Genomic DNA, 24,080 nt, shown 5'->3' on the forward strand with positions numbered 1-24,080 from the left:
GGGCTCGCGACTCCGGATTTCACTTTCTGGCAGGTCACAGGCTAAAGTTCTTCTTGTTCGCCCCGCCGAGCGGGGCGAGACACCATGCGGCTCCGCCGCGTGGCGCCAGGGGCTATAGCTCAGTTGGTAGAGCGCCTGCATGGCATGCAGGAGGTCAGGAGTTCAATTCTCCTTAGCTCCACTGATCGACACTCTGTTGAGTTGTCAAAGATCGGTGATGAAGGTCCCGTCCTCTCAGAGGGCGGGATTTTCTGTTGTGTATGCCGGCGGCCACAGCCGCTCCCTTCGCTCCCGCAGCGACGCGATCTTCTCTCGCGACTCCTCGTCCTCCGGGGTGTAGACGACGATCCGGCACTCGGGCATCCCGTCGATGGACAGCGACTGCGAAGTCATCCGCATGTCGCCCACCGCCGCGTGACGGAACGTCTTCACCCGAGGGCCCGGCGGTATCACCTCACCACCCGCCCACAGCCGCGCGAACCAGGGGCTCGCCGCCGACAGCGCGCGTATGTACTCCTCCCAGGCCGACTCACCCACGTGTCTGCCGTACGCCGACCGCAGCGTCGCCACCATCAGCGGCAGCTCGCGCTCCCGGTCCACCACCGGGCAGTCCTCGTCCGTCGCGGTGAACAGCGTCCACAGCGCGTTCGGCACGCCGATCCCGCGGGCCTTCCGAGCCGCGAACAGGTCACGGTAGGCCGGGTTGGCGGCCAGGATGTCGTAACGCGCGTTGTAGACCACCGCCAGCAGGGGATCGAGGGTGTCGATGATGCCCTGCACCTCAGGGGCGACCCGGCGGGGCAGGGCACCCGGCTCTGCCTCGAACGGCACCTCCGCCAGCCGGTACAGATGCTCCCGCTCCGGCGCGTCCAGCCGCAGGGTGCGGGCGACCGCGTCCAGCACCTGTGGCGAGGCGTTGATCGGCCGACCTTGCTCCAGCCATGTGTACCAGGTCACACCCACGCCGGAGAGCTGGGCGACCTCCTCCCGGCGCAGGCCGGGTGTGCGCCGCCGCAGGCCCGGCGGCATTCCCACGTCGGCCGGTGTCACCCGGGCCCGCCTGCTGCGCAGGAAGGCGGCCAGCTCCGGCCTGCGGCGCTGAGCGCTCGCCGGCCGGACCGTCTTCGCCGTCCCCGCCCGGTTCGCTGTCCTTGTCGGCTGTGCCGTCCGTACCGTCTGTGTCGTCTGCCTTGTTTGCGTCGTCTGTGCCGTCGGCGTCGTGTTCGTCGTGCTCGCCGTCATCGTGCGACCCCCGTCGTCCCCGTCATCCTCGCCATCTCCCTGCGTCCCCCGTCGTCCCCGTCCTCATCGTCGGCGCCCCGACCCGGCCCTGCCAGGTGTTGGCAGTACCAGCATCGCCGGGCTCTCGGCACCCGTACCGGACCGTCGTCAGGCTCGGCGCCATGACGACGACATCCCGAAGCGGGCCAGGCGACGGGCCCGCTGCGAACCCTGCGATCAGTGAAGCACCTGCCACTGACAGTCACCCCTCGACCGCCGGCCGTCCCGCATCACCCGTCACGGACAGTGAAGCACCCGGCACTGACAACCGACCGCGGCTGCTGCTCGCCGTCCTGCTCACCGCCCTGTTCATGGCGGCCCTCGACGTCTTCATCGTGAATGTCGCCGCGCCCACCATCGGTTCCGGACTCCATGCCTCGGGCGCCGACCTGCAGCTGGTCATCGCCGGCTACGCCATCTCCTACTCCGTGTTGCTGATCACCGGCGCCCGGCTGGGCGACCGGCTCGGCCATGCCCGGGTCCACCTCGCCGGTGTCGCCCTGTTCACCACGGCCTCACTCGCCTGCGGCCTGGCGCAGGGGGCGACCGAGCTGATCGTCCTCCGGATGGCGCAGGGCGCCGGTGCGGCGCTGGCCATCCCGCAGGTGCTCAGCCTGATCCAGCGAACCTTCACCGGCGCGGCCCGGGCCCGGGCGCTCGGCGCCTATTCGGCGGTCCTCGCCGTCGGTGCGGCGGCCGGGCAGACAGCGGGCGGTGTGCTGGTCAGCGCCGATCTGTTCGGGACCGGCTGGCGGCCGGTGTTCCTCGTCAACGTACCGGTCGGTGCCGTGCTGCTCGTACTCGGCCGCCGGGTCCTGCCGCTGGGCGGCGTGGGAGGGAGGGAGCGGTCCCGTGCGCTCGACCTGCCCGGACTGGTGCTCCTGGGCGCGGCCGTGTCGCTGCTGACGGTGCCGCTGGTGCTCGGGCAGGAGGAGGACTGGCCGCTGTGGTCCTGGCTGTCACTGGCCGGTGCGGTGGTGCTGTTCGCGCTGTTCTGCGGGTACGAGACCCGGCTGGCCCGGCGCGGCGGCGCCCCGCTGATCGCGCCCCGGGTGCTGCGCCACCCCGGCATCGGCTTGGCCGTCTTCCGGATCCTCGTCGTGATGTCGGTCAACGCGGGCTTCCTCTTCGCGCTGACCCTGCATGTCCAGGGCGGCCTCGGCTACAGCGCGCTGCGGGCCGGCCTGAGCTTCGCCCCGACCGCCGGCGTCTTCGGCGCCGTCAGCCTGACGTGGCGGAGGTGGCCCGCCGGGCTGCAGCGGGTACTGACCTCGGCCGGGTTCGCGCTGACCGCGGTCTCCGTGGCCGTCGTGGGGCTGGCCTTCCACGGGGGCGGCGGCGGGGGAGCGGTGCTGTACGTCGGGTACGTGGGCGTGGGCGCCGGGCTAGCGCTCGCCTTCAGTCCGACTCTCACGCGCGCGCTCGCCACGGTGCGGCCCGAGGACGCTGCGGACGCCAGTGGCCTGCTGGCGACGGTCACCCAGCTCGGTCAGCTGATCGGCGTGGCGTCTTTCGGCACACTGTTCCTGAACCGGGTTGAGTCACCGGGGGTTCTGCGCTCGTATACCTCTGCGGAGGCGTTCTCGGTGTGTGCCTGGGCGCTGGCCTCAGCGGCCGTGGCAGGCGCCGTGTCCGGACTGGTACTGAGGCGTCGCTGACCGTATTGCTCCGGCCGTGGCAGAATCAAACGGCCGGAAGGGGGCGCGGCCCGACGGGAGGGAGTAGCGATGCCTGCGAGCATCCTTGAGGAGGTCGGCCACCTCCTCGGTGCGGCGTTGATACGGGACACGACCACCCGGCTGAGCTGCCCTTCCTGTGGTTCCGCGCATGTCGCTCAAGTGCTCGGCGACAACGGCGGAATCTCCTACGTGTGCACGGCCTGCGGCCACATCTGGAGCTGATCGATGGGTGCACACAGGCGAAAGTGCGACTGGTGTGGGAGCGGTACGCCGATCGTCCGTGACATGGAGCCGATCAATCCCGACTACCAGTACTGGTGCGAGGAATGCGCGCGGGCGCTGATCATAAAAGGCGACCCGATCGAGACGTACCGGGAATTGGAGGGCGAGCCGATCTACGGGCGCCTTCTCGAAGAGCACTGCACACTCAAGCGGTTCTACTCCTTCGTGACCGCCTGATACCCGGCGTGCCGCCGTCGTCTTCCGGCGCCGAGGTCCGGGTCAGCACGAGGAACGGCGCGCCGGCTGCCGCGTAGAGCGCCGGAAGCGTCAATTCCTCGGCTCCCTGGTGCGGTTCGGGCCGCCCGGTTCCGTGCGACACCCATCAGGGGGTCCGTGGGCCCGCAGCAACGGTACGAGTGGACCCGCACTCAGCCACGGCGGCCGCGAGGCCCAGAGCGGCCATGACAGCCTTCGAGGCAGCCCAAAGGCTTTCCCCCGGTCCCCCGGTCGGGCGTGTGCGGAACGCGCGCCAGAACGCCGTGGAGGGCCTGATCGACCGCTTCCTCGAACGCGACGGCCGCCCCGCGCGCGTGCCGCGGCCATGGCGTCGCGCCCCCGCCTCACAGGTGGGTCAGCACACCCGTCACGAGCAGGAACACCGGGAACAGCGCGGGCGTCAGTTCGATCCGGGCGACAAAGGCGGACATTGGCCACGCATCGGTGTGAAGCTGAAACCGATTTTGCGCTGCGCTCCCGGCCCTGTAATGTTTACGTCGTCGCCGGGGGAACCGGGCGAAACAGTAAAACAAGGGGCTATAGCTCAGTTGGTAGAGCGCTTGCATGGCATGCAAGAGGTCAGGAGTTCAATTCTCCTTAGCTCCACAGAAGTCGAAGGCGGACCATCCCGACGGATGGTCCGCCTTCGGCGTGTTGCGTCACCGAGCGCCGCGGCTGAACCACGACGGTCGAGCGAGCGTGGCCGAACCAAGGGGCGGTCACCCGGACCGGGTGACCGCCCCTTGGTGTGCTCAGCGGCCGAGAGCGCGCCGGCCGCGGCCCTGGGAGACGACCGGAAGGTTGCGGGACGGCGCCTGCCCGCGGGTGTCCTCCTCGATGCGCAGGGCGAGCGCCGGGCAGCGGCGCACCGCCCGCAGGGCCTTCGCCTCCGCGTACCGCGGCACCTGCGCCTGGGCGACGGTCGGGAAACCGTCGGCGCCGAGTTCGAACACCTCCGGGAGGATGTCGGCGCACAGTCCGTGGCCCCGGCACAGCGTCCAGTCGACGTAGATCTTCTGGCGGCTGGCGCCGGTTTCCTCGGGCTCTCCGCCGCCCGGGATGCCCGTAGGGGCCCTGCCGCCCTCGAAGAGCGGCAGAACGCCCTCCACGGGCCGTCCGCAGCCGTTTCCGAGGACATGCGCGGCCAGGTCGTCGGTGAACGCCTTGATGGTCGACTCCAGGAACATCGCCGAGCCGTCCGGATGCGAACACGCGCCACGGCGCTTGACGTTCTTCGCGACCTGCTTCAGCGCCTCCAGCGCGGCCGGGCCGCCGCCGCCCAGGATGTCCTCCATGCCGCGCGCGGCGGCCGGCAGTCCGAGGTAGCAGGGCCCGCACTGGCCCGCGCTCTCCTCGGCCAGCCACTGCGCCACCCGCAGCGACTCGCCCAGCGGGCAGGTCTCCTGGCTGATCGGCAGAATCGCGCCCGCACCCAGCGAACCGCCCACCGCGTCCAGCGAGTTGCGCGAGACGATCGCCTCGTTGACGGTCGCCGCGTCGATCCACTTGCCGTGATAACCGCCGGTCAGCACGCCCTGCGGCACCGGCGGGGCACCCGCCAGCTGCAGCACATAGCGCAGCGGCACGCCCGTGGGCACCTCGATCACCATCGGGCGGGCGACCGCGCCGGACACGGTGAGCATGACGGTGCCCGGCTCGTCGTACAGGCCGGTGTTGCCGTAGCGCTCGGGGCCGATGCGGGCGGCGATGGCCAGCTGCGCGAACGTCTCCGCGTTGGACAGCAGCGTGGGCGCGCCGCCGACGCCGCTCTGCGAGGCGCTGATCTTGCGGCCGGGCGGGATCGCTGGGCCGCCGTCGACCGAGCGGATCAGCGAGGCGGCGGCGCCGGTGACCATCCGCACCGGGTTGCGCTGCACCCACGCGCGCAGCGCCGATCTACGGCTGTTGCTCAGCCCACGTTCGGCGAGCGCGGCCTCCATGGAGCGCTGCGTCGACTCGCGGGTGACACCGATCACCAGCGTCCGCGCGCCGAGCGCCTCGGCGCACAGCAGCGCGCCGTCCAGGATCAGGTGCGGGGCGCGGTTGATCAGCACCGTGTCCTTGCGGCATGCAGGCTCGTCCTCGCTGCCGTTGACCACGACGACCGGCCGCACCCCGCGCTTGATCGCCGACTCGGCGACCGAGCGCAGCTTCTTGTGGAAGGGGAAGCCCGCGCCGCCACGGCCCCTGAGGTTGATGCGTTCGGCGAGCTGAGCGAGCTGTTCGCCGCCGAGCGGGTCGAGCGGCCCGTGCACCTTCAGGTGCATGGGCAGATCGAGCCGTTCCACAAGGTCGAAGCCCGACGTGAGCTGCGGAAGGCCGACCACGCGGACTTCGGGTACGTCGGGCAGGGCCTCGTTCACTTAAAAGCCTCCGGACGGCGTGTTCCAAGATTCGCCCGAACCCGGAGTGTCGTAGGACGCGCCGGGCAGCGTTTCGGTAGCGGGACCGCTGTTGTACGTGTCACTGGCGTTGTACGTGCCGTAGAGGCCGTTTGTCTCACCGGTGTCGTACATGTCACTTCCGCCGTAACCGACGGTGCCCGAATTGCCGTAGACCGGAATGGTCTGCCCGGTGTCCTGGAGCGGGTCGTACGCGGACGGCGGGGCCTCGCCGACCGGCGGCGGGGACGGGATCGGCCAGCTGCCCGAGGTGCTGGACAGGCCCTCCACGCGCGGCATGGCCTCCGTGGCCTGCATGTCCAGCGGCAGGTCCATACGGGAGGTCTGACCGGCCGGGTACGACTGCCGGGAGCGGCCCGGCGTGGAGACCGCGCGGTAGGCGGCCGCGAAGCCCGACGCGGGTTCCGCGGCGGGGGTGGCGGGGGACTGGTACAGCGGCGCCGAAGGAGCGGCGGCTCCCCTCGGCTCGCGTCGGCTCTCGAAGCCCGCCGGAGCCGGCTCGGCCGCCCGGGAACGGCTCGCGTCCAGCTCCTCGAGTCCGGGCCGCTCCGAGCTGCCGAACAGCGCCACCAGCCGGTCGGCGACCCGGCGCTTGACCGGGCGCGGGGCGGCGCGCAGGGCGAGGGCGGCCATCACGCCCAGCAGCGACAGGCCGTAGGAGATCACGAAGAACGGCTTGGCCGCGCGACCCGCGTACAGGCCGTGGATCAGCGCGGCGCACCAGGCCGGGTAGGCGAGCATGTGCATGGCGCGCCAGCGGGCGGCGACCGGGGCCGGGGTGGCGAAATTGCTGCGCAGGGCGCCGGTGACGCCCACGAAGATCATCAGCAGGCCCGCCAGCGAACCCAGGCCGATCAGGCCGCCGATTCCGGTGACGCCGAGCGCGAACGGAATGATCGCGGCGATCGCCTTCGTGTGGCCGAGCGCGACCTTCGTGGTGATGTGCAGCAGGAGGAACGCGATCGAGGCGACCCCGAGCGTGCGGTGCACCGCCTGGCCGACGATCCGCTGCCGGATGTTCAGGAAGATCCGGTCCTGCGCGAACAGGCCCCAGATCACCGAGCAGCTGAGCGAGACCAGGGACAACACGCCCGCGCCGAAGTTGAGGAAGTCGCGGAACTGGTTGCCTCCGGCCAGCACGACCACGGGTATGAGCAGCAGGACGACAGCCGATGCCACCCCGTAGGCCGAGCGGCCCGGCTTGGGGAGGGAGCTGGTACTACGACGAGGGTTCATGGGGGCAACTCCGAGCAGTTTCGGGAAAGCGGTCCCGCTGCCGAACTCTAAGTGGCGCCATACCGATCAGTACGGGGGTTTGAGTTATTGCGTCGTTATCGGCGGACCATGCGACTGGGCTGATGTCCCTTGGCGGACGGTGCGCGAAGTAATTGTTGACCTTGGTGAGCCCTCCTCGGGGTTCTGGCATGTCCACAAGGGATACGGAAGAGCGCCGCCGCTTGCTCAAGCGTGTCGCGGCTCGCCGAAGGCCGTCGCCGCGCGCTGAAGGCCTGCGGTACCCTAGCGCCATGCGTGCCGTACGCCTTCTGCTTAGCGGGCCGCGCTGATCAGTACCGACCCCGGGTAGAACCGTGAGGTCGGCATCGGCGCGGCGTCCCCTCCTGTGCGAGGGGTTTTTTCATTTCCGCAGGCAGAGACGATCGATGGAGCTTTGAGGATCATGAGCGAGACGAACCCCGCTGCCGCCGCCACGTCGGCGGAGGCCGCGCCGCACCGCTACACGGCCGCCATGGCGGCCGAGATCGAGGCACGCTGGCAGGACTTCTGGGACGCCGACGGCACGTACGCGGCGCCGAACCCCGAGGGTGATCTGGCGGGCGACCCGGAGCTGGTCGCCAAGCCCAAGAAGTTCATCATGGACATGTTCCCGTACCCCTCGGGTGCGGGCCTGCACGTCGGCCACCCGCTGGGCTACATCGCCACCGACGTCTTCGCCCGGTTCCAGCGCATGACCGGCCACAACGTCCTGCACACCCTGGGCTTCGACGCCTTCGGCCTGCCCGCCGAGCAGTACGCCGTGCAGACCGGCACGCACCCGCGCGTGTCCACCGAGGCCAACATCGAGAACATGAAGACCCAGCTGCGCCGGCTGGGCCTGGGCCACGACAAGCGCCGGTCCTTCGCCACGATCGACCCGGACTACTACAAGTGGACCCAGTGGATCTTCCTGCAGATCTTCAACTCGTGGTACGACGACGAGGCGAAGAAGGCCCGCCCGATCTCCGAGCTGATCGCCCAGTTCGAGTCCGGTGAGCGCCCGATTCCGGGCACCACGCGCGCGTGGAGCGAGCTGAACGCCCGCGAGCGCGCCGACATCCTGGGCGAGTACCGCCTGGCCTACGCCTCCGACGCGCCGGTCAACTGGTGCCCTGGCCTGGGCACCGTACTGGCCAACGAGGAGGTCACCGCCGACGGCCGCTCCGAGCGCGGCAACTACCCGGTCTTCAAGGCCAAGCTGCGCCAGTGGAACATGCGCATCACCGCCTACGCCGACCGGCTGCTGGAGGACCTGGAGGAGCTGGACTGGCCCGAGGCCATCAAGCTGCAGCAGCGCAACTGGATCGGCCGCAGCGAGGGCGCCCGCGTCGACTTCCCGATCGACGGCGAGCACATCACGATCTTCACCACCCGCCAGGACACCCTGTTCGGCGCGACCTACATGGTGCTGGCGCCCGAGCACCCGCTGGTCGAGAAGTTCACCCCCGAGGCCTGGCCCGAGGGCACGCACGAGGTGTGGACCGGCGGACACGCCACCCCGGCCGAGGCCGTCGCCGCCTACCGTGCGCAGGCCGCATCGAAGTCCGACGTCGAGCGCCAGGCCGAGGCCAAGGACAAGACCGGCGTCTTCACCGGCGCGTTCGCGACCAACCCGGTCAACGGCGAGCAGGTCCCCGTCTTCATCGCCGACTACGTCCTGATGGGCTACGGCACCGGCGCGATCATGGCCGTCCCGGCGCACGACACCCGTGACTTCGCCTTCGCGCGTGCCTTCGAGCTGCCGATCCGCTGCGTGGTCGAGCCGACCGACGGCCGCGGCACCGACACGGCGACCTGGGACGACGCCTTCGTGTCGTACGACGCGAAGCTGGTCAACTCCGCGAGCGACGAGGTCTCCCTGGACGGCCTGGGCGTCGTCGAGGCCAAGGCCCGCATCACCGAATGGCTGCAGGACAAGGGCATCGGCGAGGGCACCGTCAACTTCCGTCTGCGCGACTGGCTGTTCAGCCGCCAGCGCTACTGGGGCGAGCCCTTCCCGATCGTCTACGACGAGGACGGCGTCGCCCACTCGCTGCCCGAGTCGATGCTGCCGCTGGAGCTGCCCGAGGTCGAGGACTACAGCCCGCGCACCTTCGACCCGGACGACGCCGACACCCAGCCCGAGACCCCGCTGTCGCGCAACGAGGAGTGGGTCAACGTCACCCTGGACCTGGGCGACGGGCCGAAGCAGTACCGCCGCGAGACCAACACCATGCCCAACTGGGCGGGTTCCTGCTGGTACGAGTTCCGCTACCTGGACCCGCACAACGAGCGGCAGCTGGTCGACCCCGAGATCGAGCAGTACTGGATGGGCCCGCGCGAGGGCCGGCCGCACGGCGGTGTCGACCTGTACGTCGGCGGCGCCGAGCACGCGGTGCTGCACCTGCTGTACGCGCGCTTCTGGTCCAAGGTGCTGTACGACCTGGGCCACGTGTCGTCGGCCGAGCCGTTCCACAAGCTGTTCAACCAAGGCATGATCCAGGCCTACGTCTACCGCGACAGCCGTGGCATCGCGGTGCCGGCCGCCGAGGTGGAGGAGCGCGACGGCGCCTACTACTACCAGGGCGAGAAGGTCACCCGCCTGCTGGGCAAGATGGGCAAGTCCCTGAAGAACGCGGTGACCCCGGACGAGATCTGCGCCGAGTACGGTGCCGACACCCTGCGCCTGTACGAGATGGCCATGGGCCCGCTGGACGTCTCCCGGCCGTGGGACACGCGCGCGGTGGTCGGCCAGTTCCGGCTGCTGCAGCGACTGTGGCGCAACATCGTCGACGAGGCGACCGGTGAGGTCACCGTCACCGACGCCGAGCCCGACGAGGAGACCCTGCGCGCCCTGCACAAGGCGATCGACGGCGTCCGCCAGGACCTGGAGGGCCTGCGCTTCAACACCGCCATCGCCAAGGTCACCGAGCTGAACAACCACCTGACCAAGACCGGCACCGCGGTGCCGCGTTCGGTGGCCGAGCCGCTGGTGCTGATGGCCGCCCCGCTGGCCCCGCACATCGCCGAGGAGCTGTGGCGCAAGCTGGGCCGCACCGACTCGGTCGTCCACCAGGACTTCCCGGTCGCCGACCCGGACTACGTCGTGGACGAGACCGTGACCTGCGTCGTGCAGATCAAGGGCAAGGTCAAGGCCCGCCTGGAGGTGCCGCCGGCCATCTCCGAGGAGGAGCTGGAGAAGGTGGCGCTGGCCGACGACAAGGTCGTCGCGGCGCTGGCCGGCGCGGGCATCCGCAAGGTGATCGTCCGGGCGCCGAAGCTGGTGAACATCGTTCCGGCGTGATGACCGGACACCGGCCACGGCCGGCATCGGGGTAGTCCCCTACGGGCAGGTTCGGGGTTTTTCCGGAACTCCGGGCCTGCCCGCTGCGTTTACCGTGGAAAGCGCAGCGGCGTGTGCCGCACCGGCCGGAGGAGGAGCGTCATGGAAGCAGTGATCGCCGTGTTTGCCCTGCTCTTCCTGCTCTTCATTGGCCTGGGCGCGTACGCCACGGTCAAGGCGGTCGGCGCCGCCAAGCGCGGGGTGGACCGGACGATCGAGCAGGCCCGCCGCACCGTCGAGGACCACACCCTGCGCGCCAGGTCCTTCGTCCAGGTCGGCCCGGCCGCGGAGATCGCGCAGCTGAGGCTCGCGCTGCGCACCTCGATGCGCGCCACCCAGGACGCCCTGCGCGCGGGCGCGGCCGAGGACGAGTCGCTGAAGGAGTCCCTCGGCCTCTTCGAACGGCTCAGCGCACACGGGCAAGAGCTGGACGCCGACCTCAGGCGGCTGGAGTCGGAGCCGGACCGGGCCGAACTCGCCGCGCGGCTGCCCGAGCTGCGCAGCCGCACCGCGCGCATCACCAAGTCCGCGGACTCACTGCGCTGGGCGGTCCGCGACCGGGCGCGCCGCTTCGTCGAGGACGATCTGGGCGCGCTCAGCGACCAGATAGACATCGAGGCCGACGCCCTGCGCCACTGGACCCCGGCCGGTTCCCCACCGGCGCAAGGACAGCGGCCCGGCACATCCGCCGCGTCCACCCCCGACGGCCCGGCGGCCCAGCACGCCCGCTCGCGGCCGTCACGCCCCGACGAGGAGCAGGCGCGCCAGGCGATCACCCCGCCGTCGCCACGCCTCACCCACCCTTGGCAGAAGAAGCCGCGCCCCGAGAGCACCACCTGACCTGGCCGCTCCGGACCCGCACCATGGGGGCCGGGCTGCCGCGCGAGCACTACGGCAGGTAACCTCCAGCTCATGTCCCGCCATGTCGCGATCGTCACCGATTCAACGGCCTACCTGCCGCCGCGGACGATGGAGCGTCACGGCATCACCGCGGTGCCCCTGACCGTGGTCCTCGGCGACCAGGCACTCGAAGAGGGCACCGAGATCTCCACCCGCTCCCTGGCCCAGGCGCTGCAGAAGCGGCGCCCCGTCACCACCTCGCGCCCGAGCCCCGAGGTGTTCGCGGAAACCTACCGCAGGGTCGCCGAGTCCGGCGCGAGCGGCATCGTCTCCCTGCATCTGTCCGCCGAGTTGTCCGGGACCTACGACGCGGCGGTCCTCGCCGCCCGCGAGGCGCCGGTGCCGGTACGGGTGGTGGACACCGGGATGGTGGCGATGGCCCTCGGCTTCTGCGCGCTCGCCGCGGCCGAGGCGGCCGGAGCCGGCGGCACGGTGGACGAGGCCGTCACGGCCGCCGAGAAGCGGGCCGCAGGCACGTCCGCCTACTTCTACGTCGACACCCTCGACTATCTGCGCCGTGGCGGCCGCATCGGAGCCGCACAAGCCCTGCTTGGTTCCGCACTCGCCGTCAAACCCCTGCTCCAGCTGGACGGCGGACGCATCGAACTGCTCGAGAAGGTCCGTACGGCGTCCAAGGCCATCGCGCGTCTGGAGGAGATCGCCGCCGAGCGGGCGGGCGATGCCGAGGTCGACATCGCCGTGCATCACCTCGCCGCCCCCGACCGTGCCGCCGCGCTCGCCGACCGGCTGCGGGAACGGGTGCCGGGCCTGGCCGACCTCCATGTCAGCGAGGTCGGGGCGGTGATCGGCGCACACACCGGACCCGGGCTGCTCGGAGCGGTGGTCTCACCCCGCTGACCCAGTCACTCGTACGGGTGGCAGAGTTATCCACAATTGGGCTGTCCTCCACGGGAATTGACCAAGATCATCGCGAATCGACGGGATGCCCCATCCTCGTCCCATGGCACTTCGATCACGTTCACGCACAGCCACCCCGACCAGCGGCCCCGGCCGTGGCCCCACCTCCGACGGCCGCATCCGCCACCGCCGTGGCATCGATGGCGGCCGTACCCGCAACCGCCCGCCGGCACCGGCCGAGGAACTGCGCCGCCGAGCGGAACTCCTCTTCGGTGAACGAGCCGTGCGATGGCGGGAGTCGGGGAACGGACCGCCGGACGGGGCGGGGGCCGCGAATCCGGCAACCGCGATGGCGACCGAGGTGGCCACCGGGGCGGCGGCCGAGGCTGCTACGGCATCGGTCGCGGGCCTGGCGCCCGGGCTGAGCCCGGCGAAGGCGGTGACGACCACGGTTGCGCCTCCTCCCACCGAGCCACCGCACGCCGCACCGGCTGACGGGACGACGCCCACGCCGACGATCACATCGGCACTGAGCACACCCCGAGACCCCGAACCAACCACTGAAGTACACCCGTTGGATTTGCCAGGACCCGTCGGCCCCGGCTGGCGGGAGCGGTTCGGGCCGGCGTTGCGGGAGCGGCTGCCGGTGTGGTTGCAGGCCCGGTGCGGGGTGGAGCGGCGGGGAGTCGTGGCGCTCACCGTGGTGCTCGTGGCCGCCGCGGTGTTCGCAGTACAGCACTTCTGGGCCGGGCGGTCCGAGTCCGTGAGCGCTCCTCAAGTGGTGCGTGCGGAGGCGCCTTACGCCAAGCCGGACACGCCCTACGCCAAGAAGGGAGACGACGCGAAGGCCGGTGCGGGTGCGAGCGCCTCGGCGACGCCGGGCGGGCAGATCGTCGTGGATGTCAGCGGCAAGGTCCGTCACCCGGGGATCCAGCGCTTGCCGGCCGGTTCCCGGGTGGCCGACGCGCTGCGGGCGGCCGGCGGTGTCCGTCCGGGTGTGAGCACCGAGGGCCTCAACCGGGCCCGCTTTCTCGTCGACGGCGAACAGGTCGTCGTCGGCGCGCCCGCCGGGGCGGTGCCTCCACCCGGCCCGTCGGCCGGGGCCGCCCCCGGACCGGCCGGCACGGGCCCCGCGGCGCCCGTCTCCCTCAACACGGCCACGGCGGACCAGCTCGACGCGCTGCCGGGAGTCGGCCCGGTCCTCGCTCAGCACATCATCGACTACCGCACCCAGCACGGCGGTTTTCGCTCGGTGGACGAACTGCGTGAGGTCAACGGCATCGGCGACCGCCGCTTCAACGATCTGCGGAACCTGGTGCGGCCATGAGCCGCGCGATCGTCGACGGGCCGCAGGGCCGCGTGAGGACCGGCGCATTCGCGCACGCCCGGAGCAGAGGCGAGCGGTCAGGAGACCCGGGGTCCGGCGGCGCGGTGGTCCGCGACACCGGGGAGAACGGGACCGCTGCTCGCGGCGACCGGGCGGGGCCCATGGACCTGCGTCTGGTGCCGCCCGCGCTCGCGGCCTGGGGCACGGCGGCCCTGACGCTGGACGCCCCGGCGGCCTGGACGGCCGGGATCACGCTCGCCTGCCTGGTGGGCGGAATCGCTCTGCTGGCGGCGCGGAGGCCCTCACAGCCCGCACAGTCCGTGGCGGGCGCGCGAGTCACGCGGAGAGGGCAGGCCGGGAGGCCGAGCGGCGGGTTCGCGTGGGCCCGTGCTTCGATCGCCGCCGTGCTGCTGTGCGTCGCCGCGGCGGCGGCCTCGGCCGGACTGCACGGGGCCGACCTGCGGCGCGGGCCGGTGCCCGAGCTGGCCCGGCGGTACGCGACCGTGACCGCCGAGGTCGAGGTGACCGGCGACCCCTGGCTGAGCCGACCAAGGGTGCGCGGCGACCACGCCGCGCCCCAGGCGGTACTGGCCCAATCGGAGGTGCGTCGCGTCGAACGGAGCGACGGGACGAGCGTACGGACGCGGACTCCGGTGCTGCTGGTCATCGATGCGGACGTTCCGGCACCGCAAGGGACAGCTGTCCGCGTACAAGGCGCCCAGGGTGCGCGGGGTGTGCAGCGTGGGCAGGGTGCTCGTGAGGCCTGGCTCGGGTTGTTGCCGTCCACGCGGGTGCGGGTGAGCGGGGGGCTGGCGCCCGCGCTGGCCGGTGGGGAGCGGACCGCGGCCGTGCTGCGGGTGCGTGGCCGGCCGGGGCCGCGGATCGTAGCGGGGCCCAGCGGGCCGCAACGGCTCGCGGGACGGCTCAGGGCCGGACTGCGGGAGGCGACCGACACTCTGCCGGGGGACGCGCGGGCGCTCCTTCCCGGGCTGGTCGTCGGGGACACCTCACGGATCACGCCCGAACTGGACGAGGTGTTCAAGGAGACGGACCTGGCGCACACGCTCGCCGTGTCCGGCAGCAATCTCACCGTCCTGCTCGCGCTGCTCATCGGGCCGCCCGGAATGGCCCGGCTGGTCGAACGCCGTGGCCTCGCTCCGCGCCTCGGGCTCTCGCTGCGGGCGACCGCACTGCTCGCCGGAGCGCTCACATCGGGATTCGTGGTCGTGTGCCGGCCCGACCCCAGTGTGCTGCGGGCCGCCGCCTGTGGCGCGGTCGCGCTGCTCGCCCTGGCCACCGGGCGCCGCAGATCCCTGATCCCGGCACTGGCCACGGCGGTTCTGCTGTTGGTGCTCTACGACCCATGGCTGGCCCGAAGTTACGGCTTCCTGCTCTCCGTGCTGGCCACCGGCGCGCTGCTCGTCCTGGCACCGGGCTGGTGCGAGGCGCTGCGGCGGCGCCGGGTGCCGCCGAGGCTCGCTGAGGCGCTGGCGGCGGCCGCGGCGGCACAGGCGGTGTGCGCTCCGGTCACGGCGGTGCTGTCGGCGCGGGTCAGCCTGGTGGCGGTGCCGTGCAACCTGCTGGCCGAGGTGGCGGTGGCACCCGCCACCGTGCTGGGCTTCACCGCGCTCATGACGGCGCCGGTGGCGATGGCGCCGGCCAAGGCGCTGGCCTGGTGCGCGAGTTGGCCCGCCGAGTGGATCGCCCATGTGGCCCGGACAGGGGCGGCGCTGCCCGGCGCGGGAGTGGACTGGCCGGGGAGCTGGGCGGGAGCGCTGCTGCTCGCGGCGGTCACTGTCGCCGTCGTCCTGGCCGGCCGACGGCTCACGCGGCATCCGTGGTGGTGCGGGCTGCTCGGGGTGCTGCTCCTGCTGGCGGTGGTCCGGCCTGCGCCACTGACCCGGGTGATCACGGGCTGGCCGCCCCCGGGCTGGCGGTTCGCGATGTGCGATGTAGGTCAGGGCGACGCGACCGTACTGGCGGCGGGCGAGGGCGCCGGGGTGGTCGTGGACGCCGGCCCCGATCCGGCGCTGGTCGACCGCTGTCTGCGGCAGCTGGGCATCACGCGCATCCCGCTTCTCGTACTGACCCACTTCCATGCCGACCATGTGGCGGGACTGCCCGGGGTGCTGCGGGGCCGTTCGGTGGCCGCTATCGAGACCACGGGTTTCGAGGAGCCCGCCGACCAGGCGGAGTTCGTCAGAAAGGAGGCGGCGGCGCGGCACATCCCGGTCACACGGGCCGTAGCGGGAGAGGAACGGCGTGCCGGAGCGCTGTCCTGGCGGGTCCTGTGGCCGCCACCGAGCACCCGGCCGCCCTGGGACACCCGGACCCCGGCCTGGCCGGGCCCGGTGCCCGAGCCGGACGGTCCGAACGACGCCAGCGTCGCGATGCTGGTGCGCTCGAGCGGTCTGCGGCTGCTGTTGCTGGGCGACCTTGAACCGCCGGCCCAACAGGCGTTGGTGCGGTCACCGGCGGCGGCCGAGCTGGCCCGTGTGGACGTCTTGAAGGTGGCCCATCATGGCTCGGCCTATCAGGACCCGGAGCTGATACGGCTCGCGGCTCCCCGGGTGGCGCTCATTTCATGCGGCGCCGACAACCCCTATGGCCATCCGGCACCGGCGACCGTGGCAGCACTGCGGAAGGGCGGGGCGCTGGTGCTGCGTACCGACCGGGACGGGGAACTCGCGGTCGGCGGGACGGGAGGGAAGCGTGGGGAGCTGAGGGTGGCCAGAGACTGAGGACCGGGTGTTCGCCCAGACTGGGCCCATGAACTCAAGCCAGGTCGAGGCCTATCTCCGCCGGATCGGGGCCGAGCATCCGCAGGAGCCCACCGGCCGGGCGCTGCGCGAGCTGCAACTGCGCCATCTGCTGACCGTCCCCTTCGAGAACCTGTCGATCCACCTCGGCGAGGAGATCGTGCTGGAGGAGGAGCGGCTGCTCGACAAAGTGATCGGACGCGGGCGGGGTGGCTTCTGCTACGAATTGAACGGCGCGTTCGGTGCATTGCTCGCCGCACTCGGCTACGAGGTCGAACTGCTCGCGGCACGCGTGTACGGCGACGAGGGGCGGCTCGGCATCCCGTACGACCATCTCGCCCTGCGGGTGCGGACGGTGGAGGGGGACACCTGGCTCGCGGACGTCGGGTTCGGTGCGCACAGTCACTACCCGCTGAGTTACGCGGAACGCGAGGAGCAGGTGGACCCGGGCGGCGTGTTCCGGGTGGTGGCGGCCGCGCCGGACGCGGCCGGGGTGAGCGGCGGCGGCTCGGCCGGTCCCGGGGACCTGGACGTCATACGGGACGGCAGGCCGCAGTACCGGCTGGAGACGCGGCCCCGTGTGCTCGGGGACTTCGCGGCCGGGGCCTGGTGGCACAGCACCTCGCCGCTGTCGCACTTCACCCGGTCACTCGTCTGCTCACGGGTCACCGAGGACGGAGGGAGGGTCACGCTCAGCGGGCGGGAACTGAAGACGACCGCGGGCGACGGGACGCGCGGGACACGGGGGTTGGAGACGGACGAGGAGGTGCTGACCGCGTACCGGGAGCGGTTCGGGATCGAGCTGGGCCGTGTGCCGACGGTGCGAAACCGGAACGGGAACCCGAATTCGTAATGCGGGCCGGTTCCGGCGCTTGTGTCGGATTCCCGCGATGCGTGCGCCGTGCCCGAGGCCTGACCTGGGCGTACGGGGCCGTCCCAGGTCCTCCGCACGGTGCCGGAGAATGGGCCCGTGAGCGATGTGAGACACGTGCTGGTGCTGCCCGACCGGGATGCCGCCGAGGAGGCGGCCGAGGCGCTCGGGCAGCGGTTCGGGCTGGACGAGGAGCCTCGGCTCGTCCGGGAGGCGCTGGCCGGCGAGGACGACGCCGAGGACGCACAGTGGCTGGTGGTCCTGCGGGACGAGGACGAGCGGCTGGACCCGGCGGAGCTGGACGAGTTCGCCGCGGAGTGGGACGGCTGGCGCGAGGAGCCGTGACCCCGAGGCGGACTCCGGGTCCGCTCCGGGACCGGTCAGGGTGCCGGGGCCGGTTCGTTGTCAGTGCCGCGTGGGATGCTTTCAGTGATGGCCAGGAAGACTGCACATGACGACCCTCTCGCCCCGGTGACGCTCGCCGTGGGCCAGGAGGACCTCCTGCTCGACCGTGCCGTGCAGGAGGTGGTGGCCGCCGCCAAGGCCGCCGACGCCGACACGGACGTACGCGACCTCACCCCGGACCAGTTGCAGCCCGGAACGCTCGCCGAGCTCACCAGTCCTTCGCTCTTCGCCGAGCGGAAAGTCGTGGTCGTACGCAATGCGCAGGACCTGTCCGCCGACACGGTCAAGGACGTGAAGGCATATCTCGGGGCGCCCGCCGAGGAGATCACGCTCGTGCTGCTGCACGCGGGCGGGGTCAAGGGCAAGGGGCTGCTCGATGCCGCGCGCAAGGCGGGAGCGCGGGAGGTGGCCTGCCCGAAGATGACCAAGCCTGCGGACCGGCTGGCCTTCGTGCGGGGGGAGTTCCGCTCCTTCGGGCGGGCGGCCACGCCCGAGGCGTGCCAGGCGCTGTGCGACGCCATCGGCAGCGATCTGCGGGAGCTGGCCTCGGCGGTCTCCCAGCTGGTCGCCGACGTGGAGGGGACGATCGACGAGGCGGTCGTCGGGCGGTACTACACCGGCCGGGCCGAGGCCTCCAGCTTCACGGTCGCCGACCGGGCCGTGGAGGGGCGTACGGCGGAGGCGCTGGAGGCGCTCAGATGGTCGCTGGCGACGGGCGTGGCGCCAGTGCTGATCACCAGTGCGCTGGCCCAGGGCGTGCGGGCGATCGGGAAGCTGTCCTCGGCGCGCGGGGGGCGGCCGGCCGATCTGGCGCGGGAGCTGGGGATGCCGCCGTGGAAGATCGATCGGGTGCGGCAGCAGATGCGGGGGTGGACACCGGACGGGGTCGCGGTGGCGATGCGCGCCGTTGCCGAGGCCGACGCCGGGGTGAAGGGCGGGGGCGACGACCCCGAGTACGCCCTGGAGAAGGCGGTCGTGACCATCGCCCGAGCGGCACGATCGAGAGGCCGGGCCTGATCCGCCGCCAGCCAGGGCGCGCCCCAGCGCGGACCTGGGGCTGACCTACTGCCGACCCGGGCAGACCCGCCGGCAATCCGGGCGACCCCGGCGCCGACCCGGTCCTGATCGAGCGGCGACCTGGGACTGATCGGGCGGCGACCCGGGCCATCCGGCACCGCCCGCGGTGCCCCCGGCGCCGACCCGGGCCTGATCGAGCGGCGACCCGGGCCATCCGGCACCGCCCGCGGTGCCCCCGGCGCCGACCCGGGCCTGATCGAGCGGCGACCTGAGCGATCCGGCACGGCCCCCGCGGGTGCCCCCCGGCGCCGCCCCGGGATGATCGGGCGACGACCTGGGCCGGATCGGGCGACGCCCGGGGTCGGATTGGGGCACCGACCTGGGGCTGATCAGACGGCGACCCGGGCCATCCGGCACCGCCCCCGCGGGTGCCCCCGGCGCCGCCCCCGGGATGATCGGGCGACGACCTGGGTCGGATCGGGCGACGGCTCCGGCGGTATCGGCGCCGCCCCGAAACCGGAGCGGGCCGCGACCCGGCGACCCCGGCACCGACTCGGGCCGTCCCCGCACCGAGCCGGGGCACATCCAGTCGTCCCCGAGCAACAGCCATGGCGAATCGTGGGTGTTCATGCCGAAGGCCCCGGTGTCCACCCTGGGGAAGGGAGGATGCCGGGGCCTTCGGATCAAGCTGGTGGACTCGCACCCGCGTGGCGAACGCAGGCCGCGTGCGAATCCGGGAGTGCCGGGCGGGAGCGGATGAGAGAGGGCCCGCTCTGGGTCCTTCCGGCGGTCAGATCAAAAAGGAGGTTCAGCCCTTGAGGGACGTGACCTTGGAAGCAAGCGCCGACTTCTTGTTGGCGGCCTGGTTCTTGTGGATGACGCCCTTCGAGACGGCCTTGTCGAGCGCACGCGCGGCAGCGCGCTGCAGCTCGGTGGCCTTCTCGACGTCACCCGCGGCAGCGGCCTCGCGGGCCTTGCGGATCGCGGTCTTCAGGGAGGACTTGACGGCCTTGTTGCGCAGCCGAGCCTTCTCGTTGGTCTTGATCCGCTTGATCTGGGACTTGATGTTCGCCACGAAGGAGCCTTTTCAGGTTCTGGTGCGGGGCCGCGCGGGTCCCGTACCGGTGATCCAAAATTTCTCTGACGCGCCTCGCGCCGAGAGGGCATGAGGCACAGCCATCTACAGTACCAGTGGCCCTGCGAGCGGCCCAAAACGGTGCCCGGTCCCTCCGCGTGGGACCATGGAGACTACGTATCGATCCGACCCGAGGCATAAGGCGCCTCAAGAGACAGGACCCTGCGTGCCCGCGACCCCTAACCATGTGCCCGAGCCGAGCCGTACCGACCCGGCTCTGATCCGCAATTTCTGCATCATCGCGCACATCGACCACGGCAAGTCCACGCTCGCCGACCGGATGCTCCAGCTGACCGGTGTGGTCGAGCAGCGGCAGATGCGTGCTCAGTACCTCGACCGGATGGACATCGAGCGCGAGCGCGGAATCACGATCAAGTCCCAGGCGGTGCGTCTGCCCTGGGCCCCCACCGAGGGCCCCGATCAGGGCACGACCCACATCCTCAACATGATCGACACCCCGGGGCACGTCGACTTCACCTACGAGGTCTCGCGGTCGCTCGCCGCCTGTGAGGGGACCATCCTCCTCGTCGACGCCGCCCAGGGCATCGAGGCGCAGACCCTCGCCAACCTCTACCTGGCGATGGAGAACGACCTCACGATCATCCCCGTACTGAACAAGATCGACCTGCCGGCCGCCCAGCCGGAGAAGTTCGCCGAGGAGCTCGCGAACCTGGTCGGCTGCGACCCGGAGGACGTCCTCAAGGTCTCCGCCAAGACCGGTCTCGGCGTCGACGCGCTGCTGAACAAGGTCGTCAAGGAGATCCCGGCGCCCGTCGGGGTCGCGGACGCGCCCGCCCGCGCGATGATCTTCGACTCGGTCTACGACTCCTACCGCGGTGTCGTGACGTACGTCCGTGTCATCGACGGCCAGCTCAACAGGCGTGAGCGCATCCGGATGATGTCCACCGGCGCCACGCACGAGCTGCTGGAGATCGGCGTCAACTCGCCCGAGATGCTGCCGGCCGACGGCCTCGGTGTCGGTGAGGTGGGCTATCTCATCACCGGTGTGAAGGACGTCCGGCAGTCCAAGGTCGGTGACACCGTCACCAGCCAGAGCAAGGGGGCGACAGAGGCGCTCGGCGGCTACAAGGACCCGAAGCCGATGGTCTTCTCGGGGCTGTATCCGCTGGACGGCTCCGACTACCCCGAGCTGCGCGAGGCCCTGGACAAGCTGCAGCTCAACGACGCCGCCCTGGTCTACGAGCCGGAGACCTCCGCCGCCCTCGGCTTCGGCTTCCGCGTCGGCTTCCTCGGCCTGCTGCACCTGGATGTGATCCGGGAGCGGCTGGAGCGCGAGTTCGGTCTCGACCTGATCGCCACCGCCCCCAACGTGGTCTACCGCGTGATCATGGAGGACGGCAGCGAGGTCACGGTCACCAACCCGAGCGAGTTCCCCGAGGGCAAGATCGACGAGGTCTTCGAACCGGTCGTACGGGCGACGATCCTCGCGCCGACCGAGTTCATCGGCGCGATCATGGAGCTGTGCCAGACCCGGCGCGGCACCCTGCTCGGCATGGACTACCTCTCCGAGGACCGTGTCGAGATCCGCTACACCCTTCCGCTCGCGGAGATCGTCTTCGACTTCTTCGACCAGCTGAAGTCCAAGACGCGCGGTTACGCCTCGCTCGACTACGAGCCCACGGGCGAGCAGAGCAGCTCCCTGGTCAAGGTCGACATCCTGCTGCACGGCGACAAGGTCGACGCCTTCTCGGCGATCACGCACAAGGACCAGGCGTACGCGTACGGCGTGCGGCTCGTCGTCAAGCTCAAGGAGCTGATCCCGCGGCAGAACTTCGAGGTGCCGGTGCAGGCCGCCATCGGCTCCCGGGTCATCGCCCGCGAGACCATCCGCGCCATCCGCAAGGACGTCCTCGCCAAGTGCTACGGCGGTGACATCTCCCGTAAGCGCAAGCTGCTGGAGAAGCAGAAGGAAGGCAAGAAGCGGATGAAGATGGTGGGTTCCGTGGAGGTTCCGCAGGAAGCCTTCATCGCCGTCCTGTCCAGCGATGACAGCGCGAGTTCGGCCAAGAGCAAGAAGTAACCATCGGTAACCTCGGGCTGCGTCCGTAAACCGGACACACAGGGGCCTGTCATGCGAAAGCGTGGTGGGCCCCTACGCGTGCGTAGCGTCGCTCTCCGTGGAAAGTGACAGGCCGATGCCCCTTACGCAGCGGCCGGTCGCGCCTTACTCTGATCCCTGCTCGATAGTTACTCGCGAGTTAAACAACAGCGATACAACAGCTCGAACCCCCACCGTGAGTTAACCCAGCCGCACCGAGTACAGCCGCACCGTCGCGGGCCCGGAGGATGTCGTGAGCGACACACAGACCCTGATCGAGAACCGTCCGCCGTCCGTGGCGGCCCTCTTCCTGGAGCGCGTGGCGGCCACACCGGACGCCGAGGCCTACCGCTACCCGGTGGCCGCCGCGTCCGGACAGGGCCCCGACGACTGGAAGTCGCTCAGCTGGGCGCAGGCGGCCGAGCGGGTGTTCGCGATCGCGGCCGGCCTCATCGAGCTGGGCGTGCAGCCCGAGCAGCGGGTGGCGCTCGCCTCCTCCACCCGGGTCGAGTGGATCCTCGCCGACCTCGGCATCCTGTGTGCCGGCGGCGCCACGACCACGGTCTACCCGCAGACCAACGCCGACGAGTCGGCCTTCATCCTCTCCGACTCCGAGAGCCGGGTGCTGATCGCCGAGGACGCGGCCCAGGTCGCCAAGGCGGTCGAGAAGCGCGCCGAACTGCCCGACCTGACCAAGGTCGTCGTCATCGACGCGGCCGGCGTCGAGACGGACGACTGGGTCATCACCCTCGCCGAGCTGGAGCGGCGCGGCGCCGCCTACCTGGACCAGCACCCGGAGCTGATCAAGGAGCGGGTCGGCGCGATCACCCGGGACCAGCTCGCCACCCTCATCTACACCTCCGGCACCACCGGCCGCCCCAAGGGAGTCAGGCTCCCGCACGACAACTGGGCGTACATGGCGAAGGCGATCGCCGCGACCGGCCTGATCAGCGGCGAGGACGTGCAGTACCTGTGGCTGCCGCTCGCGCACGTCTTCGGCAAGGTGCTCACCTCCGGGCAGATCGAGGTCGGGCACGTCACCGCCGTCGACGGCCGCGTCGACAAGATCATCGAGAATCTTCCGGTGGTGCAGCCGACGTACATGGCGGCCGTGCCGCGCATCTTCGAGAAGGTCTACAACGGCGTCGCCGCCAAGGCCCGCGAGGGCGGCCCGGCCAAATACAAGATCTTCCAGTGGGCCGCCGAGGTCGCCCGCGAGTACGCCAAGGTCAGCCAGGACAACTTCCGGCGCACCGGCACCCACGCCGTGCCCTTCGGCCTCGCCGCCAAGCACAAGGTCGCCGACACCCTCGTCTACGCCAAGCTCCGCGACGCCTTCGGCGGCCGGCTGCGCGCCTGTGTCTCCGGCGCCTCCGCGCTCGCGCCCGAGATCGGCTACTTCTTCGCCGGTGCCGGCATCCACATCCTGGAGGGCTACGGCCTCACCGAGTCCTCCGCGGCCTCCTTCGTCAACCCGGGCGAGGCCTACCGCACCGGCACGGTCGGCAAGCCGCTGCCCGGCACGGAGGTGCGCATCGCCGACGACGGCGAGATCCTGCTGCGCGGCCCCGGCATCATGGAGGGCTACCACGGGCTGCCCGAGAAGACCGCAGAGGTGCTGGAGTCCGACGGCTGGTTCCACACCGGTGACATCGGCGAGCTCTCACCCGACGGCTATCTGCGCATCACCGACCGCAAGAAGGACCTCATCAAGACCTCCGGCGGCAAGTACGTCGCCCCGGCCGAGGTCGAGGGCCAGTTCAAGGCGGTGTGCCCGTACGTCTCCAACATCCTGGTGCACGGCGCCGACCGGAACTACTGCACCGCCCTGATCGCCCTGGACGAGATCGCCATCACGGCCTGGGCGAAGGAGAACGGGCTGGACGGCAGGCCGTACGCCGATGTGGTGGCCGCGCCGCAGACCGTGGAGATGGTCGACGGCTATGTGCAGCAGCTCAACGCCGGGCTGCAGAAGTGGCAGACGATCAAGAAGTTCCGGCTGCTGCCGCGGGATCTCGACGTGGAGCACGGGGAGATCACGCCGAGCCTCAAGCTGAAGCGGCCCGTTGTCGAGCGGGAGTACAAGCACCTCATCGAGGAGATGTACGCCGGGACCAGGGAGAAGTAGGTCGGTCCCACAGGGGCGGCCGGGGGACTGCCGGCGGCTGCGGGTTGTCCGTGGTCGCGCGCGGTTCCCCGCGCCCCTGGGTAAGTTGCGCTCGCGGGCGTTCGAAAGTGGCCGTCTTCTGCCCACTTCGGTGACTCAGCGCTTATAGCCGCCCCCGGTCTGTC

At 71.1% G+C, this 24,080-nt stretch carries 18 protein-coding genes and 2 tRNA genes; 15 read left to right on the forward strand and 5 right to left on the reverse strand.

Translation table 11 applies throughout. The annotated features are described in order from the left end of the window. The first annotated feature begins 108 nt into the window (after window positions 1-108). Window positions 109-181 (forward strand) — tRNA-Ala (locus ACWCQS_RS29830). 53 nt (window positions 182-234) lie between these two features. Here the strand turns inward: ACWCQS_RS29830 and ACWCQS_RS29835 are convergent. Next, window positions 235-1,242: a helix-turn-helix transcriptional regulator gene (locus tag ACWCQS_RS29835; RefSeq protein ID WP_451007316.1), complete on the reverse strand. Its 1,008-nt coding sequence runs from the start codon at window positions 1,240-1,242 to the stop codon at window positions 235-237. A 332-nt stretch (window positions 1,243-1,574) separates the two neighbouring features. Here ACWCQS_RS29835 and ACWCQS_RS29840 point away from each other — a divergent pair, with 332 nt between their 5' ends. From ACWCQS_RS29840 to ACWCQS_RS29850, 3 genes are all read left to right on the forward strand, one after another. After that, the gene (locus ACWCQS_RS29840; protein ID WP_451007473.1) at window positions 1,575-2,939 is read left to right on the forward strand and encodes an MFS transporter; all 1,365 of its coding nucleotides are present in this window, start codon (window positions 1,575-1,577) and stop codon (window positions 2,937-2,939) included. Between the two features lie 69 nt (window positions 2,940-3,008). Continuing rightward, window positions 3,009-3,182 carry a hypothetical protein gene (locus tag ACWCQS_RS29845; RefSeq protein ID WP_388622257.1) on the forward strand — a complete coding sequence of 58 codons (174 nt, stop codon included), beginning with the start codon at window positions 3,009-3,011 and terminating at the stop codon, window positions 3,180-3,182. A 3-nt stretch (window positions 3,183-3,185) separates the two neighbouring features. Next, window positions 3,186-3,419 (forward strand): hypothetical protein, encoded by a 234-nt coding sequence (locus ACWCQS_RS29850; RefSeq protein WP_006136074.1) that lies wholly within the window; start codon window positions 3,186-3,188, stop codon window positions 3,417-3,419. 383 nt (window positions 3,420-3,802) lie between these two features. On the opposite strand, the gene ACWCQS_RS29855 is transcribed toward ACWCQS_RS29850, so the two are convergent. Further along, complete coding sequence (locus ACWCQS_RS29855) at window positions 3,803-4,024, reverse strand: hypothetical protein (protein ID WP_451007317.1); 222 nt, start codon at window positions 4,022-4,024, stop codon at window positions 3,803-3,805. Between ACWCQS_RS29855 and ACWCQS_RS29860 the strand changes: the two genes are divergently transcribed. Continuing rightward, window positions 3,992-4,064, forward strand: a tRNA-Ala gene (locus ACWCQS_RS29860). The two genes, ACWCQS_RS29855 and ACWCQS_RS29860, sit on opposite strands and share 33 nt — an antisense overlap. Before the next feature lie 146 nt (window positions 4,065-4,210). Here the strand turns inward: ACWCQS_RS29860 and ACWCQS_RS29865 are convergent. Together ACWCQS_RS29865 and ACWCQS_RS29870 are read right to left on the reverse strand one after the other, a co-directional pair. Further along, window positions 4,211-5,821: an NADH-ubiquinone oxidoreductase-F iron-sulfur binding region domain-containing protein gene (locus ACWCQS_RS29865; RefSeq protein WP_450984520.1), complete on the reverse strand. Its 1,611-nt coding sequence runs from the start codon at window positions 5,819-5,821 to the stop codon at window positions 4,211-4,213. Further along, window positions 5,822-7,096, reverse strand: a complete 1,275-nt coding sequence (locus tag ACWCQS_RS29870; protein ID WP_451007318.1) for a cytochrome b/b6 domain-containing protein — start codon at window positions 7,094-7,096, stop codon at window positions 5,822-5,824. It lies immediately after the preceding gene. Window positions 7,097-7,538: 442 nt separating this feature from the next. On the opposite strand from ACWCQS_RS29870, the gene leuS reads away from it, so the two are divergent. The 8 genes from leuS (at window position 7,539) to holA (ending at window position 18,594) form a co-directional block, all read left to right on the forward strand. Then, entirely contained in the window at window positions 7,539-10,418 is a 2,880-nt protein-coding gene (gene leuS, locus ACWCQS_RS29875) for a leucine--tRNA ligase (RefSeq protein ID WP_451007319.1), read from the forward strand. Between the two features lie 141 nt (window positions 10,419-10,559). Next, window positions 10,560-11,297, forward strand: coding sequence for a hypothetical protein (locus ACWCQS_RS29880; protein ID WP_451007320.1), 738 nt, complete (start codon window positions 10,560-10,562; stop codon window positions 11,295-11,297). 72 nt (window positions 11,298-11,369) lie between these two features. Next, complete coding sequence (locus tag ACWCQS_RS29885; RefSeq protein ID WP_450984516.1) at window positions 11,370-12,215, forward strand: DegV family protein; 846 nt, start codon at window positions 11,370-11,372, stop codon at window positions 12,213-12,215. A 103-nt stretch (window positions 12,216-12,318) separates the two neighbouring features. Further along, a complete protein-coding gene (locus tag ACWCQS_RS29890; RefSeq protein WP_451007321.1) occupies window positions 12,319-13,542 on the forward strand; it encodes a helix-hairpin-helix domain-containing protein in 1,224 nt (407 codons plus the stop codon). After that, window positions 13,539-16,283: a ComEC/Rec2 family competence protein gene (locus ACWCQS_RS29895; RefSeq protein ID WP_451007322.1), complete on the forward strand. Its 2,745-nt coding sequence runs from the start codon at window positions 13,539-13,541 to the stop codon at window positions 16,281-16,283. Before ACWCQS_RS29890 ends, ACWCQS_RS29895 begins: the two co-directional genes overlap by 4 nt. A gap of 28 nt (window positions 16,284-16,311) precedes the next feature. After that, on the forward strand, window positions 16,312-17,154 hold the full coding sequence (locus ACWCQS_RS29900) for an arylamine N-acetyltransferase family protein (protein WP_451007323.1): 843 nt from the start codon (window positions 16,312-16,314) through the stop codon (window positions 17,152-17,154). Window positions 17,155-17,271: 117 nt separating this feature from the next. Continuing rightward, complete coding sequence (locus ACWCQS_RS29905) at window positions 17,272-17,517, forward strand: hypothetical protein (RefSeq protein ID WP_451007324.1); 246 nt, start codon at window positions 17,272-17,274, stop codon at window positions 17,515-17,517. A gap of 87 nt (window positions 17,518-17,604) precedes the next feature. Then, window positions 17,605-18,594, forward strand: a complete 990-nt coding sequence (holA, locus tag ACWCQS_RS29910; RefSeq protein ID WP_451007325.1) for a DNA polymerase III subunit delta — start codon at window positions 17,605-17,607, stop codon at window positions 18,592-18,594. A gap of 808 nt (window positions 18,595-19,402) precedes the next feature. On the opposite strand, the gene rpsT is transcribed toward holA, so the two are convergent. Further along, window positions 19,403-19,669 (reverse strand): 30S ribosomal protein S20, encoded by a 267-nt coding sequence (gene rpsT, locus ACWCQS_RS29915; protein WP_067006864.1) that lies wholly within the window; start codon window positions 19,667-19,669, stop codon window positions 19,403-19,405. Between the two features lie 226 nt (window positions 19,670-19,895). Here rpsT and lepA point away from each other — a divergent pair, with 226 nt between their 5' ends. Both lepA and ACWCQS_RS29925 read left to right on the forward strand, forming a co-directional pair. Further along, window positions 19,896-21,770, forward strand: a complete 1,875-nt coding sequence (gene lepA, locus ACWCQS_RS29920) for a translation elongation factor 4 (protein WP_451007326.1) — start codon at window positions 19,896-19,898, stop codon at window positions 21,768-21,770. 271 nt (window positions 21,771-22,041) lie between these two features. After that, complete coding sequence (locus tag ACWCQS_RS29925; protein WP_451007327.1) at window positions 22,042-23,916, forward strand: AMP-dependent synthetase/ligase; 1,875 nt, start codon at window positions 22,042-22,044, stop codon at window positions 23,914-23,916. Window positions 23,917-24,080 lie beyond the last annotated feature (164 nt).

This window comes from Streptomyces sp. NPDC002076 (assembly GCF_053593835.1).